Source organism: Synechococcus sp. CBW1107, from assembly GCF_015841355.1.
In the GTDB taxonomy this organism is placed as follows: Bacteria; Cyanobacteriota; Cyanobacteriia; order PCC-6307; family Cyanobiaceae; genus Regnicoccus_A.
Genome location: NZ_CP064908.1, coordinates 641,784 through 656,476 on the forward strand (window position 1 = coordinate 641,784; position 14,693 = coordinate 656,476).

Here is a 14,693-nt window from a genome sequence, read left to right on the forward strand (position 1 = left end):
GAACTCAGCGGGGGGCCGGGGCGGGGCTGGAGGCTGGGGCGGCGGGGCTGGTGCCTGCGGCAGCGGCGGAGCGGCCCCCATCGGCGGGCATCCGCTCGATCGTCTCCACTTCGAAGCTCACCCCAGCGGCCCGCAGGGCCTCGGTGACCGCCTCGGCGGGGGCGGAGGGGTCAGCCCCAGGCAGCTTGATGGTGATCCGGTAGGCGGCGGAGCCGGCGGTCGGCTTGACGGGCCTGGAGGCGACAGCCCCATCAGGCTTGGCCGCACCGCTGGCAGGAGCCGCAGCCGCCGGCGGGGAAGGCGCAGGCAGCGCAGTGGACGGAGACGACGTCGACGGAGACGTCGCGGCGGCTGGTCCGCCGACCGGGCCGGCCCCTGAAGATCCGGAGGCCGTGCCTGCGGCCGCGGGCGTGGCCGGTGTCCCGAAGCTGCCGGAGAGTCGCTCACCCAGGGGTGTGCCGCTGCAGGCGGCCAGGGAGGTGGTCAGGACGGCCGCCAACCCCACCAGGCTCAGACCACGGGCGAGGGGCATCAGCCCTGGCCGGCCTGGATGATCCGCACCGCGCTGGCCCTGGGGCGGCCAGTCTTGGTGGTGGTGGGACTCTTGGGTTTGCCGGCGGCGTCGGCTTTGGGCTTGGGTTGAGCTTTGGGCTTGGCCTTCGACGCGGTGGTGGCCTTGGTGGCGGCGGCTTTCGTTGTGCCGGCCTTGGCGGTCCTGCCGGTCTTGCCCTTGCCGCTGCTGGCCTTGGCCGCCAGCAACGCCACGGCCTGCTCCAGGGTGATGTCCTCGGAGCCGGTGCCCTCGGGCAGGGAGGCGTTGACCTTGCCCTGCTTCACATAGAGGCCATAGGGGCCATCGAAGACCTGGACGGGTTCGCTCGCTCCTTCGGGGGTGCCCAGATCCTTCAGGGCCGTGCGACCGCCCCGCCCACGCTTGGGCATGGCCAGCAGCTCCAGGGCCCGAGAGAGGCCCACCATCAGCACATCGTCCTCGGCCTTGAGCGACCGGTAATCCTTTTCGCCCTTGCCCTTGTCATGCACCACATAGGGACCGAAGCGCCCCAGCCCCGCCTGCACCTTGCCGCCTTCGGGGTGCTCCCCCAGCAACCTCGGCAGCCGCAGCAGGCCGAGGGCATCCTCAAGGCTGAGCTCCTCGGGCTTGATGCCCTTGGGAAGGGATGCCCGCTTCGGCTTGGGTGTCTCGTCGCTGACCTGGCCCCGCTGGAGGTACGGGCCGTACTGACCGAAGAGCAGGTAGATCGCGTCGCCGGTTTCCGGATCGACGCCGATCGATTCCGGGCCTTCGCTCTTCTGGCGCAGGATCAGCTCGGCCTGCTCACCGTCAAGTTCTCCCGGAGTGATCTCCTGGGGCAGGGTGGCCTTGATCAGCTCCTCGCTGCCGTCATCGCCCACCTTCCTGGCCTCGAGATAGGCACCGAAGCGGCCGATCCGCACCACGCAGGGCAGCCCCTCCAGCTCGATCGTGCGCGAGACGGTGGGGTCGATGTCGTCCTCCCGCTGCTGCACCTGGGTCTCCAGGCCCTTCTCACCCTTGTAGAAGTCCGTGAGGTAGGGGAGCCACTCCAGCTTGCCGGTGGAGATCTCGTCCAGGCTCGACTCCATCCTGGCGGTGAAGCTGGTGTCCACCAGATCGGGGAAATGGCCCTCCAGCAGAGCGGTCACGGCAAAGGCCGTGAAGCTGGGAGTCAGGGCATTCCCCGCGAGGGTGGCGTATCCCCGATCGATGATCGTGCCGATGATGCTGGCGTAGGTGGATGGGCGGCCGATGCCCTCCTTCTCCAGCATCTTGACCAGCGCGGCCTCGCTGTAGCGCGCCGGCGGCTGGGTCTGGTGGCCGAGGGCTTCCACGCCCGCGCACTCGGGCCGGTCATCGACGGCGAGGGACGGCAGAAGCACCTCCTGGCCTTCGAGGGCGGCCTCGGGATCGTCGCTGCCCTCCACATAGGCCCGGAAGAACCCGGGGAAATCGATGCGCTTGCCGCTGGCGCGGAAGCTGGCGTCCGCCACCTTCAGCTCCACGCTCAGCATCGTCAGCCGCGCCTCGGCCATCTGGGAGGCCACGGTCCGCTTCCAGATCAGTTCGTAGAGAGCCAGATCCTTGCCGTCCAGGCCAGTGTCCCTGGGGGTGCGGAAGGCGTCACCGGAGGGGCGGATCGCCTCGTGGGCCTCCTGGGCGTTGCGGGCCTTGGTGGTGAATTGCCGGGGCGCCGGGCTCAGATACTCGGCACCGTACTTCTCGCTGACGCAGGCGCGGGCGGCATTGATCGCCTGATCGGAGAGATGCACCGAGTCGGTGCGCATGTAGGTGATGAAGCCACGCTCGTAGAGGCCCTGGGCGGTGCGCATGGTGTCGCGGGCCGAGAGGCGCAGCTTGCGGTTGGCCTCCTGCTGCAGGGTGCTGGTGGTGAAGGGCGGCACCGGCTTGCGTGTGGTGGGCTTGGCTTCCACCTCAGCCACCCGCCAGGGCTGGCTGAGCACCGTTTCGCGCAGGCTGCGGGCTTCCGATTCCTCCAGCAGGCGCACCTTGCTGCCGGCCTTGAGGGCTCCGGTGGTTTCATCGAAATCCGAGCCGCCGGCGATCTTCTCGCCGCCGACATGGGTGAGCCTGGCCTCGAAAGCGCTGCCGTCGTGCTCCAGGCGGGCCTTGAGATCCCAGTACGACCCGCTGCGGAAGGCCCGGCGGGCACGCTCCCGCTGGACCAGCAGCCGCACCGCCACCGACTGCACCCGGCCGGCGGAAAGCCCCCAGGCCACCTTCTTCCAGAGCAGGGGCGAGAGGGTGTACCCCACCAACCGGTCCAGGATGCGGCGGGTCTCCTGGGCATGGACGAGCTCCATGTCGAGGTCGCGGGTCTCCTCGAGGGCGCGGCCGATGGCCTCCTTGGTGATCTCGTGAAACACCATCCGCTTCACGGGCACCTTGGGGTTCAGAAGCTCGCGAAGGTGCCAGCTGATGCTCTCCCCCTCCCGGTCCTCGTCCGTGGCCAGCAGCAGCTGATCGGCACCTTTGAGGGCCTCCTTCAGCTCCTTGACGACTTTCTTCTTGTCCTTCGGAACCACGTAGAGCGGTTCGAACTGGTGGGCGGTGTTGACGCCGAGGTTGGCCCACTTCTCGCCCTTGTGGGCCGCCGGAATCTCACTGGCGTTGTTGGGCAGGTCACGCACGTGTCCCATCGACGCCTCGACCCGGAAATCCTTCGGCAGATAGCCGCGGATGGTGCGGGCCTTGGTGGGGCTCTCGACGATGACCAGCGTGTGCGCCACAGGCAGGCATGAACCGGTTCCCTCTTTATCGCATCGGGGGGCCGCCCTGCCGAAGCGGCTGCCCAACACGCCCTGCCATCGCGGCTACAGTCCGCACCATCACGCCCTGCCATAGACCAGTGATGTCGGTGTTTTGCGCCTTGGCCGGTGGAGGAGCCCCGGTCATCACGGCCCTGCAGCTCAACGCCGGCGCCATCGCTCCCGAGACCGCCGTGCTCGTGGCCCTCCTGGCCTGCCTTCTGGTGGATCTGGCCGGGGAGGAGGCCGCCAGCCGCTGGGTTCCGCCCATCTGCTACGGGGGCCTGGGCACGGCCCTGGTCCTGCTGGCCCTGCAGTGGAACGCTCCCCTGGAGCCCTCGTTCCTTGGCTCCTTCCTGGCCGACAACCTGGCGGTCGCCTTCCGCGGAGTCGTGGCCGCCTCCACCCTGCTCTCCCTGCTGATCAGCTGGCGCTACGTCGAACGCAGCGGAACACCGGTCGGGGAGTACGCCGCGATCCTGCTGGCGGCAACCCTGGGGGCGATGTTCCTCTGCGGCGCCACCGATCTGGTGAGCATCTTCATCTCTCTGGAAACCCTCTCGGTCTCGAGCTACCTGCTCTCCGGCTACATGAAGAGGGATGCCCGGTCCGGGGAAGCGGCCCTCAAGTACCTCCTCGTTGGCTCAGCCGCCGCGGCGGTGTTCCTCTACGGCGCCTCGCTCCTCTATGGCCTCACCGGCGGCGAAACCAGCCTGGAGGCCGTCGGCCTGGCCCTGCAGACCAGCGCCACTCCCGTCACGGCCCTGGCCCTGGTGTTCGTGCTCGCCACGGTGGCCTTCAAGATCGCGGCAGTGCCCTTCCACCAATGGACCCCGGATGTCTATGAGGGCTCACCGACCCCCGTGGTCGCGTTTCTGTCGGTGGGCTCCAAGGCGGCCGGTTTCGCCCTGGCCCTGCGGCTGCTGGTGGGCTGCTTCGAGAGCTTCGATGCCCAGTGGAAGGTGCTGTTCACGGTGCTGGCGGTCCTGAGCATGACCCTGGGCAACGTGGTGGCCCTGGCGCAGACCTCGATGAAGCGCATGCTGGCCTACAGCTCCATCGGTCAGGCCGGATTCGTGATGATCGGGCTGGTCTGCGGCACCGAGGATGGCTACGCCGCGATGGTGCTCTATATGGCGGCCTATCTGTTCATGAACCTGGGCGCTTTCGCCTGCATCATTCTCTTTTCCCTGCGCACCGGCAGCGACCGCATCTCGGATTACGCCGGTCTGTATCAGAAGGATCCCCTCATCACTCTGGGGCTGAGCCTCTGCCTGCTCTCCCTGGGCGGAATCCCCCCGATGCTCGGTTTCTTCGGCAAGATCTATCTCTTCTTCGCCGGCTGGGCCGACCAGCAATACCTCCTGGTGGTGGTCGGCCTGATCACGTCGGTGGTGTCGATCTACTACTACATCTCCGTGATCAAGATGATGGTGGTGAAGGAACCCCAGGAAGCCTCGGATGTGGTGAAGGCCTATCCGGAGATCAGTTGGAGCCTCGCTGGGATGCAACCCCTGAGGGCCGCTCTGGTGGGCTGCGTGCTGGTGACCGCCATCGGTGGAATCCTCTCCAATCCGTTGTTCACCTGGGCCAATGCGGCTGTGTCGGGAACGCCGATGCTGCAGCACGCCATCGCGGCCAGTGAATCCGCCGCCGCCGCCCTGGGATGAGCGGACAGGGCGCCCCAGTCACGTCAACTCGTCCCGGCCCCAGTCCGGTGCCACAGGGAGAACCTGTGGCTCGCCTCGAGCACATCACCAAGATCTATGGATCCGGAGATACGGAGGTGAGGGCCCTCGACGACCTCTGCCTCACCGTCCAGCCGGGAGACTATCTCGCCGTGATGGGCACCTCCGGGTCGGGGAAAAGTACAGCTATGAACATCATTGGCTGTCTCGATCGCCCCACCTCCGGCACCTACCTGCTGCGGGGGATTCCAGTGGAGCAACTCGATGACGACGCCCTCGCGGACCTGCGCAACCGCAGTCTCGGCTTCGTGTTCCAGCAATTCCACCTGCTGCCGCAGATGAGTGCGCTCGACAATGTGATCCTGCCGATGGTCTATGCCGGCATTCCCGCCAGGGAGCGTCGCGAACGGGCCGTGGCGGCCCTGGAACGGGTGGGGCTGGCCCAGCGCCTGCGCAACAAGCCCAACGAACTCTCAGGGGGACAGCAGCAGAGGGTGGCAGTGGCCCGGGCGATCATCAACCAGCCGGCCCTGCTGCTGGCCGATGAGCCCACCGGTGCTCTCGATTCGCACACCACCCAGGAGGTGCTGGAGATTTTCGATGATCTCCATCGCCAGGGCATGACGGTGGTATTGGTCACCCACGAGGACGACGTGGCCGCACGGGCCCAGCGCGTGGTTCATTTCCGCGACGGCCGCATCGCTGACTGAATCGACGGACCCAGAATCCGCCAGCAGATCAGCCTGCCGTCTGGGCCGGGGCCACAGGCCGCTCCAGGCTCTGCAGCAGCTGGCCCATCAGCAGGGCGATGGCATCGGGGCCACCGACCTCCGAACCACCGGGATCGAGCATGCCCGGATCAACGGCCACCCAGCCGCCATTCTCCGGCAGCCGCAGTTCGAAGTGGAGGTGCGGACCCGTGCTCAGGCCGGTGCTGCCCACCCGTCCGATCACCGCTCCCTGCTTCACCAGTTCCCCTTCTTTGACGTACAGCTCAGAGAGGTGCCCGTAGAGCGTGCGGCGCAGGGGGTTCCTGTGCTCGATCTCAACCGCCAGTCCATAGCCGCCCGCCACACCACTGCTCACCACCCGCCCGGAGAGGGCTGACACCACGGGAGTGCCTTCCGGAGCCGCCAGGTCCTTCCCGGCGTGCATCAGCCAGCTGCCCAGCACCGGATGCAGGCGCCAGCCGAAGCCGCTGGTGGTGACGGCGGAGCCGATCAGGGGGAAGAGTAGCCCGCGGTTGCCATTGCCTGCCAGGGGGGCAGGGCGGGGGGTGACACCGAAGACATCACTGAGGCGGAAACTGCCGCCGGCACCGGAGAGAAGCGCCGAGACAGGCACGGTGATCGGCGGGAGGGGCATGCCGTCACTGCCGAGGCGGCCCATGCCGGCCATCAGAGCTCCGCTGGACGTGCCGCCATCCTCGAGCAGTTCCGCCTCGAGGGGATTGCGCCCGCGCCAGCGCACGGACACCCCGGTGCGGCACTCCTGCTCGGAGAGAGCCCCACTGCTGCAGGCCTGCTGATGGGCCGGCAGCTGAGCGGGCCGCAGGGCACCGGAGGACTGGACTCTGCTGCGCTCGGCAGGGGTGACGATCCCCTGGCGCACCAGTTCATCCAGCGACTGATCAAAGCGACGGGTCCTGGCCTGGGGAACCCGGTCGAAGCTCGGCTTCAGGGCTGCCGGGGGATCGGCCGGGCGAGGGGACAGGGCACGGGGAGCTGGCGCCTGCGGAGCCTCCACCGGGGGCGGCGGGGTCGGAGATGCGGCTGGGGCGGGCGGCTCCACAGGGGCCACCAACTCGGCCGGAGGCTGCAACTGGGCCAGGCTCAGGGGGGCCGATGCCAGCACCAGCGAGCCCAGCAGCAGGCGGGAAGGCCAGGGGTAGCGACGCAAACCGGAATTCGAGCTCATCAGCAGGAGCTTAAGGAAGACCGTCAGTGTTCAGCCGCACAACTGACCCCTGCCAGCGAAGGGCTCAGAAGCTGCGCCTGAGCACGATCCGCTCGTCAGCGCGACTCAGCAGCAGACCCCCATCCACGCTCAGGCCCTCCACGTTCCAGCGGTCCTGGCGATAGGCCACCCCCTCCGCGGGCACCAGCAGGCGCCGTTCAGCCAGGTTGCGCACCAACTCGGCGTCGGTGCTGTTGGACACCGCCCATTCCAGTGCGGTGAGCACGCGAGCCGCCAGGCACGGCACATCGCTGGCCGCGGTACGACGCCCGAGAGCTTCGCGCAGGCTGATCGCCCCGGGCGGCACCCTGTTGTGTCCATTGAGACCCACCCCCACCCGAGCCAGACGAATCGTGGCCCCACGCAGGCTGAGGCGCGGCAGCAGGCCCGCCAGCTTGCGCCCCTCCACCAGGAGATCGTTCGGCCATTTGAGCTGCACGGTCAGGCCCAGTGCTTCGAGCTGCAGGGCCAGTCCCACCGCCACACCCAGCCCCAGTGCCGCACCGGTGGCGGGTTCCTCAGGCCAGGGAAGGGCTGCGCTGAGCCACACCCCGCCCGGCGGTGAGATCCAGGGCCGGCCCCGCTGGCCATGGCCGAACCGCTGGTGGCCGGCCAGCAGCGCCACAGGAGCCTGACCGCCGGAGGCCAGCACCTGGTCGAGCCTCTGCTCGGTGCTGCCGCAGCAGGGCCACCACAGGAGCCGCCAGGGCAGCCGCGGCGCCGTGGCCCTCAGCGGCCGGGCACCCTGCTGGAGACGTGCCGCCTGAATCCGGCCGATCACGTTGTTCTCAACGGCTGGGGCTCAGCGCCCCATCGAGACGTCGCAGCCACCCTCCGATCCGCTCGGCCCCCGCTTCCAGCTCCTCCACCGGGTGCACCAGTGCCAGCCGCATCCAGCCCTCACCGCTGGGGCCGAAGCCATTGCCGGGGGTCAGGGCCACGCCGGTGGCTTCCAGCAGGGCCGCGCAGAACGACTCCGAATCGAGACCCCGTGCCCGAGCAACCTCCGGAAGACCCAGCCAGAGGTAGAGCGCCATCGTGGGCCGCTGCAGGGACCAGCCCTGGGCCTCGAGGGCCGCTGCCATGCGATCCCGGCGCAGCCGGTACACCTCCCGCAGCTTCGCGGGCCACTCGGGTGCCTCCTCCAGGGCTGCGATCGCCCCGGCCTGCAGGGCCAGCGACTGGTTGAAATCGACCACTCCCTTGAGCTGACGCAAAGCGGTGATCAGGGGCTCGGCGCCGATGGCGAAAGCGAGGCGGAAGCCCCCCAGGCACCAGCTTTTGGAGAAGGAAAAGAATTCGATGCCGCAGCTGCGCCAGTGGGGATTGCGCAGCAGCGCCGGTGCCTCGCCGTCGAGCGCCAGATCCACATAAGGGTTGTCATGGGCGAGCACGACGTCATGGTGTCGGGCCAGAGAGACGGCCCTGTCCAGCCAGGCCTGTTCCCCCACCGTGGCGGTGGGGTTGTGGGGGAAACCGAGAACCAACAGCTTCAGCTGATCCCAGGCCGCCGGGGAGATGGCCTCGAAGTGGGGCTTCCAGCCCTGATCGGCGCGCAGGGGCAGTAACTCGGTGCTGGCCGAGGCCAGGTGCATCCCACCGCGGTGGGACGGGTAGTAAGGATCGAGCAGAAGTGCCGGATCGCCTGGGTTCAGCACCGCCAGGGGCAGATGGGCCGTCCCCTCCTGGGACCCCACCAGCAGCAGCACCTCTCGCTCCGGGTCGACCGCGACGTCGAAGCGGCGCTGGGCCCAGGCCGCCACCGCCTCCCGGAACGGCAGGGTGGCCCCATGGAGGCAGTAGGAGGCGCTGCTGGGCTCGCGCAGGGCTGAGGCCATGGCCTCGAGGGCCACCGGCGGCGGGGCCAGGTCAGTGGAGCCGAGGGAGAGATCCAGCAGCGGCGGCCGCCCTGTGGGCAGCCCCGCATTCAGCAGACTCTCGCCATAGGCGATCTTGCGGCGGTCGTTGCGGGCAAAGACCCCCTGCCCCAGGCGGGTGACCCGTTCAGAGATGGGCATCCAGGAAGGCCTTGAGCTGGGGTTTGGCCATGGCTCCCTCATGGCGGGCGAGTTCCTGGCCGTCGCGGAACAGGATGAGGGTGGGAAGGCCCTGGATCTTCTGGCTGTCGCGGGTGGAGGGATTGGGGTCGGCTTCGAGCTTGCCCACCAGCAGTCTGTCCCCGTACTCAGCCGCGGCCCAGTCCATCAGGGGTGCCATCAGCCGGCAGGGGCCGCACCAGGAGGCCCAGACATCCACCAGAACCGTGCCGGAGGCAGCGAGCACGTCAGCCTCGAAGTTGGCATCGGTGAAAACAGCAACGGCCACGGACCCGGTTCAGCTGCAGGGATTGTATGGAGCCGGACCGGTGCGCCTGGCGGATCGCCTTTCTCCTCCGCGCTCAGAGCTTGTCGATCGAACGCTTCAGCTCCTCGAGCTCGGCGTCCACCTGGGCCTCCTGAACGGGCTCCAGCTTGGGCAGTTCGGCGTTGACGGGCAGCAGCGGCTCGGCGGCGGCCCCGCCCTCGAGGCGGTTGCGCAGGGCGGCGAGTTCATCATCCACATCGCTGCCCCCCTGAAGGGCCGCGAACTGGCTTTCGAGATCGGCGCCAGCGAGTTCCGCTGCAGCCTGGCTGCGGGCTTCGAGTGCCTGCACCTTCTCCTCCATCTGCTCGAAGGCGGCCATCGAGGAGTTGGTGCCGAGGTTTCCGACGGCACTCTGAAGCTGCTCCTGGGCCTGGGCCGCCTGGGCACGGGCCTTGAGCATGTCCTTCTTGGTCTTGGCCTCGGCGATCTTGCCCTCGAGTGCCGTGAGGCTGCGCTTGAGGGTGTCGACCTGGCCGGCCTGGCCATTGAGCTGATTGTTGAGGGCGGTGGCCGTCTCCTGATAGGTCTTGCGGCGGCTGAGGGCTTCCCGGGCGAGGTCCTCCTCACCCTTCTTCAGGGCCAGCTCGGCGCGTTCGTACCAGGTGCGGCTCTGGGCCTCGGCCTGCTCGGCCTGGTTCTGGATCCGCTTCTGGCTGGCGATGGCGGTGGCCACGGCCTGGCGCAGCTTCACCAGGTCGGACTGCATGTCCGCCACGGATTGATCCAGGATCTTGGCGGGATCCTCGGCCTTGCTGACCAGATCGTTGAGGTTGGCCCGCAGCAGGCGGCTGAGCCGGTCGAAGAAGCCCATGGGTCGAGGCGGGGGCAACCCGGAGGGTAGCCGCTGTGGCCCGCAGCACCACGGACGGTTGCCCGCACCCTCACTTCCTAATCTCAGATCATGGCCAAGGCTCCGCGAGATCAGGTGCGCCGGATCGGCAACGTGAGCGTGCTGATGCCGGCACCTCCCGCGCCGATCGTGGCGCTGGGCTCCTGTCTGGAGCAGATGCAGCAGGAGTGGCGCCGGGCCGGCAGCCTGGCCGCCCTCTGGCAGGCCTGGCCTCGGATCGCCGGCGACCAGCTCGCTCCCCACTGCCGACCCCTCAGCCTCCATGGCGGCGTGCTGACCGTGGGTGCGCAGCATCCTCAGTGGTTGCAGGCCCTGCGATACAACCGCCATCAGCTCCTGGGCGCCCTGCGCGGGGCCGGTTTCCCCGTCCGCGACCTGCGCTTCCGTCAGCACCAGGCAAGGACCGGCGGACTCCCGGGAAGCGAGGACATTGCCCGGGTCTGGGCCGCCCACCCCAGCCGGGTTGACGTGCACGGGCTGGGGATCTGCCCGGCCTGTGGCAGCCCTGCCCCAGCCGGTGAACTGACCCGCTGGGGGCACTGCGGTCTCTGCCGCCGCAACCGGGTGGAGAGCGAAGGTCAGTAGCGCTCCGGCACCGGCTCCTGCCAGGTCGGGGTCAGCCCGCTGGCCCGCAGCTCCTCAGCCCGACGCTGGAGACGGGTCCGATCGAGACGCCAGAGCCGGTAGAGCCCCGAGCGGCCCAGCTCGACGGGATCCAGCCCCTGCCAGTGGGGTTCCTGGGCTGTGCCCTGATCGATCACCACCAGCACGGTGGGTTGGGCCTCAGGGGAGCTGGGGCTCAACCCCTGGCGGTGTTCCCGCTCCAGGCGGTCGGCCAGATTCACGAGCGCGGTGGGGGAGATGCCCTCGTAGAGCACGACCTGGCGGGTGTAGTAGTGCAGCGAGGGCTTGAGGATGCCCACCATCGCCAGGGGCTCGGCGCCCCGTCGCGCCAGCCGTACCTGCCCGGCCACGGTCCGCACCGGCAGCCCCCTGACACCGTCCCCGAGACTCCACATCGGCAGGACCGCCAGCAACTGGAAGAGCACCAGGGCCAGCTGGGCGGGCACCAGCCCCCAGGGCCGAGGCGTCGGCTTCCAGCACAGCCAGAGACCGGCCAGGGTGGCGAGGGCGAAGCAGGCCGCCGCACGCAGCACAAGACCACTGGCCAGCAACTCCCCCGGAAGGGTCGGCATCTCCGGATCACTGATCAGGGGAATCCAGCCGGGGGAGAGCGCCAGAACCACGCTGAGCAGGGCCATCAGCGCCACCGAGGCCCCCAGAGCCCAGCGGCTGGCACGGCTGCCCTCGGCGGCGGTGAGGGCGATCAGCAGACCGGCGGCCGGCGTGGCCGGCAACCAGTAACTGGGCAGTTTCGTGGCGGCCAGGGTGAAGAAGATCAGCACCGCCAACAGCCAGCAGGCGGCGTAACTGGCCAGGGAACCGGCCATGTCATGCCGTGCGACGCCAGGAGCTGCCGGCCTGCTCCAGCGACGCCACCAACGGCCCAGGGCCCTGAGCAGGCCCAGCAGGAGCAGGGGTGAGAAAGGGAGGCCGGCCACCAGCAGCACCGCCCCGAAGTACCACCAGGGCTGCAGGTGGTGGTTCACCACCGAGGTGAAGCGCTGCAGGTTGTGGTAGCCGAAGAAGCTGGTCCAGAACGCCTCTCCCTCCAGCGCCAGGGCCGCCAGGTACCAGGGCAGACCCACCAGAGCCGTGAGCGCCAGTCCGGGCAGGGGTCGCAGCCGTCGCCAGAGCGACCCCAGGCGGCGCTGACTGAGTCCGAAGCCCAGCAGGGTCAGGCCCGCCAGAGCCAGCGCCACCGGCCCTTTGGCGAGCACCGCCAGCCCGAGCGCGATCCAGGCAGGCCAGACCGTTCGGCGGGGGTCAGCCCAGGCCTGCCAGAACAGCAGCAGAGACACGGCCAGACAGCCGGTGAGCAGCGCGTCGCTGACAGCGATCCGCCCCCAGAGCAGGATCAACGGTGAAAGGGCGAAGGCCAGGGCCGCACCCAGGGCGGTGCAGGCGGCACGCAGCCCGCCTGCACCGCCCTGGGGCCAGCGCAGAAGGGTGGACCCGAGGCTGAGCATCACGGCGATCACCGCCAGGGCCGAGGGCAGGCGGGCAGCCCAGGTGCCCAGCGGGTTCCACTGCTCCTGGCCCGGGAGTCCATAGCCCAGAGCCATCAGCCAGTAGATCAGCGGCGGCTTGTCGTAGCGAGGCAGTCCATTGACGTGGGGGATCAGCCACTGACCGCTTTCGGCCATGGCCCGGGCGGAAGCGGCGAACAGGGGAGGTGTCTCATCCACCAGCCCGGTGGCGCCCAGCTGCCAGACGAACAGAGCGAGGCCCAGCACCAGGATCAGGCCCAGGACCGCCCAGTGGCCGAGGGCGGATTGGCCCCCATCCGGGGAACGGGAAGGGGTCGGGGACACGGGTGGAGCCTGGATCGCAGCGAACCTAGGCCGGGGGCAGGCCCTCCTGGATCCAGGTCTCGATCCGCTCGGCGAAGGCCTCCCTGGAGGCGTGGCGCTCCACCCAGCGGCGGCAGGCGGAGCGCTCCAGCCCGGCAGCGCTCCGGGCCGCCTGAGTCAGGGCCGCCACGTCGTCGGGGGGCACCAGCAGCCCGGTGACTCCCGGCACGATCAGTTCGCCGGGGCCGCCCCGGGCATAGGCCGCCACGGGCACGCCGCAGGCCATCGCCTCGACCACCACGTTCCCGAAGGCCTCGTTCCACTTGGGCGTGTTCAGCAGCAGCCGGCAGCGACCCAGCTCCAGCTGCAGCGCAGCGGTGGGCAGGAAGCCACGCCATTCGATGGTGCCGGGGGGGACGGAAGCCTCCACAGCGGCGGCATAGGCCGGGTCTTCACGCACCCCCCAGACCAGCAGACGCTCACCCAGGCTGGCCGCCACAGCCGCAGCGTCCTCCAGACCCTTCTCCGGCGCGATGCGGCCGGCCCAGCCCAGGAGGGGCTCCGGATCCGGCCGCTCGCGAAAGCTGTAAGCGGACAGGTCGAAGCCATTGCCCACCACCAGAGGCGGGGCGGGCAGGCGGAAATCACCGGCCTGGGCTCTGGTGTGAAAGGCCAGGCGGCGATGATCGCTTCGGGCCACCGCCTCGATCACCTCATCCATCACCGTCGCCACCGAGCCCATGCTCACCAGGTGAAACAGCGGCGTCGGCAGCCAGGGTGTGAGCCAGAAGGGCAGCCAGTCGTAGGCCAGGTTCAGCACCACGTCGAACTCCGCATGGCGGGCCCGCACCTGCTGCCAGAGGGCCGGAAGCAGCCCGGCAGCGGGAATCTGCACGGGAGCATCCCGATGCTGGTGCTGCCAGCTGGGTTGATCGACACCCGCAACCGTCCAGAGTCGGGCGGCCTGGCACCCCCTGGAGAGCCGCGACCCCTCTCCGGCCAGCACCGTGAGCTGATGGCCGCGGCCAAGCAGTCCGGCCACCAGGCTCTCGAGGGTGAGCTCCACGCCGCCGCCGCCACCGGAGCCGAGTGTTCCCACCGGCGTGCTCACCACGAGCAGGCGCCAGGGGGGCGTCATGGCGACAAGCCGGGCGGTTCGGGCAGAGCCGGGCGCCAGAGGCGGTGGCGCTGGTTGATCAGGAGCACCGAGCCGAGCGCCAGCACGGAGCCGAACCACTGCAGCGGCCGCAACCGTTCCTCCAGCAGCAAGAGGCCGCAGAGCAGAGCGAACACGGGGGTCAGGAAGGTCAGCGCGGTGAAGCCGGTGAGATCGCCGCGGCTGGCGAACCAGAAGAACAGGCCGTAGGCCAGGGCGCTGCCCAGCAGGCTGGCATAGGCCATCAGCCCCCACTCCAGGGGGCTCCAGGCCGGCCAGAAGGGCAAGGCGGCGGCATTCACCCTGGTGACCCCCAGCGAACCGATCAGCAGGGGCACTCCTCCGATCAGCATGTGCCAGCCGGTGACGGCCACCGGATCACTGGCACGGCTGGCGTATCGGCAGAGCACGGTGCCCACCGCCATGGCCACCGCCGCCCCCAGCATCCAGGTCTCTCCATGGCTCCAGGGATGAAGCCCCAGGGCCTCCGGTCCATCCAGCCACCAGTGCCGCAGCAGCGGCGCAGGCAGACCCAGGCAGGCGATGCCGGCCAGGCCCAGCAGCAGACCCGACCAGCCCACCGGATTGATGGCCTCCCCGAAGAGGCTGCGGGCCAGCAGCGCCACCAGCAGGGGCTGGGAATCGATCAGCACCGAGCCCAGACCGGCACCGGTGCTCTCCAGCCCCCGGGCCAGCAGCCCCTGGAAGAGGGTGCCGTCCACCAGGGCGAAGGCCAGCAGCCAGGGGCGATCGGAGGGGGCCACCGCCAGGGAACGCCCCTGCAGCCGTGCCACCACCAGAACCGCCAGGGCTGCCGGCAGCAGGCGCATCCAGGCGATCGTGAGCGGGCCGGCCGTCTCGAGCAGGGGTTTCATCGCCGCCATCGCCGTACCCCAGAGGGCGAAGGGCAGCAGCATCAGCAGCCAACGCAGCGCAGGTGTCATCGAAGCGGTCGACGGTGA

Annotated in this window: 13 protein-coding genes; 3 read left to right on the plus strand and 10 right to left on the minus strand. The window is 69.3% G+C overall.

The genetic code is table 11. The features are described from left to right. Positions 1-4: 4 nt before the first annotated feature. Positions 5-532 (minus strand): hypothetical protein, encoded by a 528-nt coding sequence (locus tag I1E95_RS03390; protein ID WP_197165466.1) that lies wholly within the window; start codon positions 530-532, stop codon positions 5-7. After that, positions 532-3,285, minus strand: a complete 2,754-nt coding sequence (gene topA / locus I1E95_RS03395; protein ID WP_197165468.1) for a type I DNA topoisomerase — start codon at positions 3,283-3,285, stop codon at positions 532-534. The genes I1E95_RS03390 and topA overlap by 1 nt, the downstream gene beginning before the upstream one ends. A 122-nt stretch (positions 3,286-3,407) precedes the next feature. Here topA and I1E95_RS03400 point away from each other — a divergent pair, with 122 nt between their 5' ends. Further along, the gene (locus I1E95_RS03400) at positions 3,408-4,973 is read left to right on the plus strand and encodes an NAD(P)H-quinone oxidoreductase subunit N (RefSeq protein ID WP_197165470.1); all 1,566 of its coding nucleotides are present in this window, start codon (positions 3,408-3,410) and stop codon (positions 4,971-4,973) included. Continuing rightward, complete coding sequence (locus I1E95_RS03405; protein WP_231594831.1) at positions 4,970-5,701, plus strand: ABC transporter ATP-binding protein; 732 nt, start codon at positions 4,970-4,972, stop codon at positions 5,699-5,701. The genes I1E95_RS03400 and I1E95_RS03405 overlap by 4 nt, the downstream gene beginning before the upstream one ends. Positions 5,702-5,729: 28 nt before the next feature. On the opposite strand, the gene I1E95_RS03410 is transcribed toward I1E95_RS03405, so the two are convergent. The 5 genes from I1E95_RS03410 to I1E95_RS03430 all read right to left on the minus strand — a co-directional run bounded on the left by I1E95_RS03410 (position 5,730) and on the right by I1E95_RS03430 (position 10,122). After that, a complete protein-coding gene (locus I1E95_RS03410) occupies positions 5,730-6,908 on the minus strand; it encodes a M23 family metallopeptidase (protein WP_197165474.1) in 1,179 nt (392 codons plus the stop codon). Between the two features lie 64 nt (positions 6,909-6,972). Continuing rightward, the gene (locus tag I1E95_RS03415) at positions 6,973-7,728 is read right to left on the minus strand and encodes a biotin--[acetyl-CoA-carboxylase] ligase (RefSeq protein ID WP_197165476.1); all 756 of its coding nucleotides are present in this window, start codon (positions 7,726-7,728) and stop codon (positions 6,973-6,975) included. A 7-nt stretch (positions 7,729-7,735) separates the two neighbouring features. Beyond that, the gene (locus I1E95_RS03420; protein WP_197165478.1) at positions 7,736-8,965 is read right to left on the minus strand and encodes an aminotransferase class I/II-fold pyridoxal phosphate-dependent enzyme; all 1,230 of its coding nucleotides are present in this window, start codon (positions 8,963-8,965) and stop codon (positions 7,736-7,738) included. Beyond that, positions 8,952-9,272 carry a co-chaperone YbbN gene (locus I1E95_RS03425; RefSeq protein WP_197165480.1) on the minus strand — a complete coding sequence of 107 codons (321 nt, stop codon included), beginning with the start codon at positions 9,270-9,272 and terminating at the stop codon, positions 8,952-8,954. Before I1E95_RS03425 ends, I1E95_RS03420 begins: the two co-directional genes overlap by 14 nt. Positions 9,273-9,345: 73 nt before the next feature. Then, entirely contained in the window at positions 9,346-10,122 is a 777-nt protein-coding gene (locus tag I1E95_RS03430) for a PspA/IM30 family protein (protein ID WP_197165488.1), read from the minus strand. A gap of 90 nt (positions 10,123-10,212) precedes the next feature. Here I1E95_RS03430 and I1E95_RS03435 point away from each other — a divergent pair, with 90 nt between their 5' ends. Then, positions 10,213-10,746: a DUF721 domain-containing protein gene (locus tag I1E95_RS03435; RefSeq protein WP_197165490.1), complete on the plus strand. Its 534-nt coding sequence runs from the start codon at positions 10,213-10,215 to the stop codon at positions 10,744-10,746. On the opposite strand, the gene I1E95_RS03440 is transcribed toward I1E95_RS03435, so the two are convergent. From I1E95_RS03440 to I1E95_RS03450, 3 genes are read right to left on the minus strand one after another with little or no spacing between them, the layout of a single operon-like run. After that, on the minus strand, positions 10,740-12,596 hold the full coding sequence (locus I1E95_RS03440) for a glycosyltransferase family 39 protein (RefSeq protein ID WP_231594832.1): 1,857 nt from the start codon (positions 12,594-12,596) through the stop codon (positions 10,740-10,742). The genes I1E95_RS03435 and I1E95_RS03440 overlap by 7 nt on opposite strands. Positions 12,597-12,621: 25 nt before the next feature. After that, the gene (locus I1E95_RS03445) at positions 12,622-13,713 is read right to left on the minus strand and encodes a glycosyltransferase (RefSeq protein WP_197165492.1); all 1,092 of its coding nucleotides are present in this window, start codon (positions 13,711-13,713) and stop codon (positions 12,622-12,624) included. After that, positions 13,710-14,675: a DMT family transporter gene (locus I1E95_RS03450; protein ID WP_197165494.1), complete on the minus strand. Its 966-nt coding sequence runs from the start codon at positions 14,673-14,675 to the stop codon at positions 13,710-13,712. Before I1E95_RS03450 ends, I1E95_RS03445 begins: the two co-directional genes overlap by 4 nt. Between the last annotated feature and the right edge of the window lie 18 nt (positions 14,676-14,693).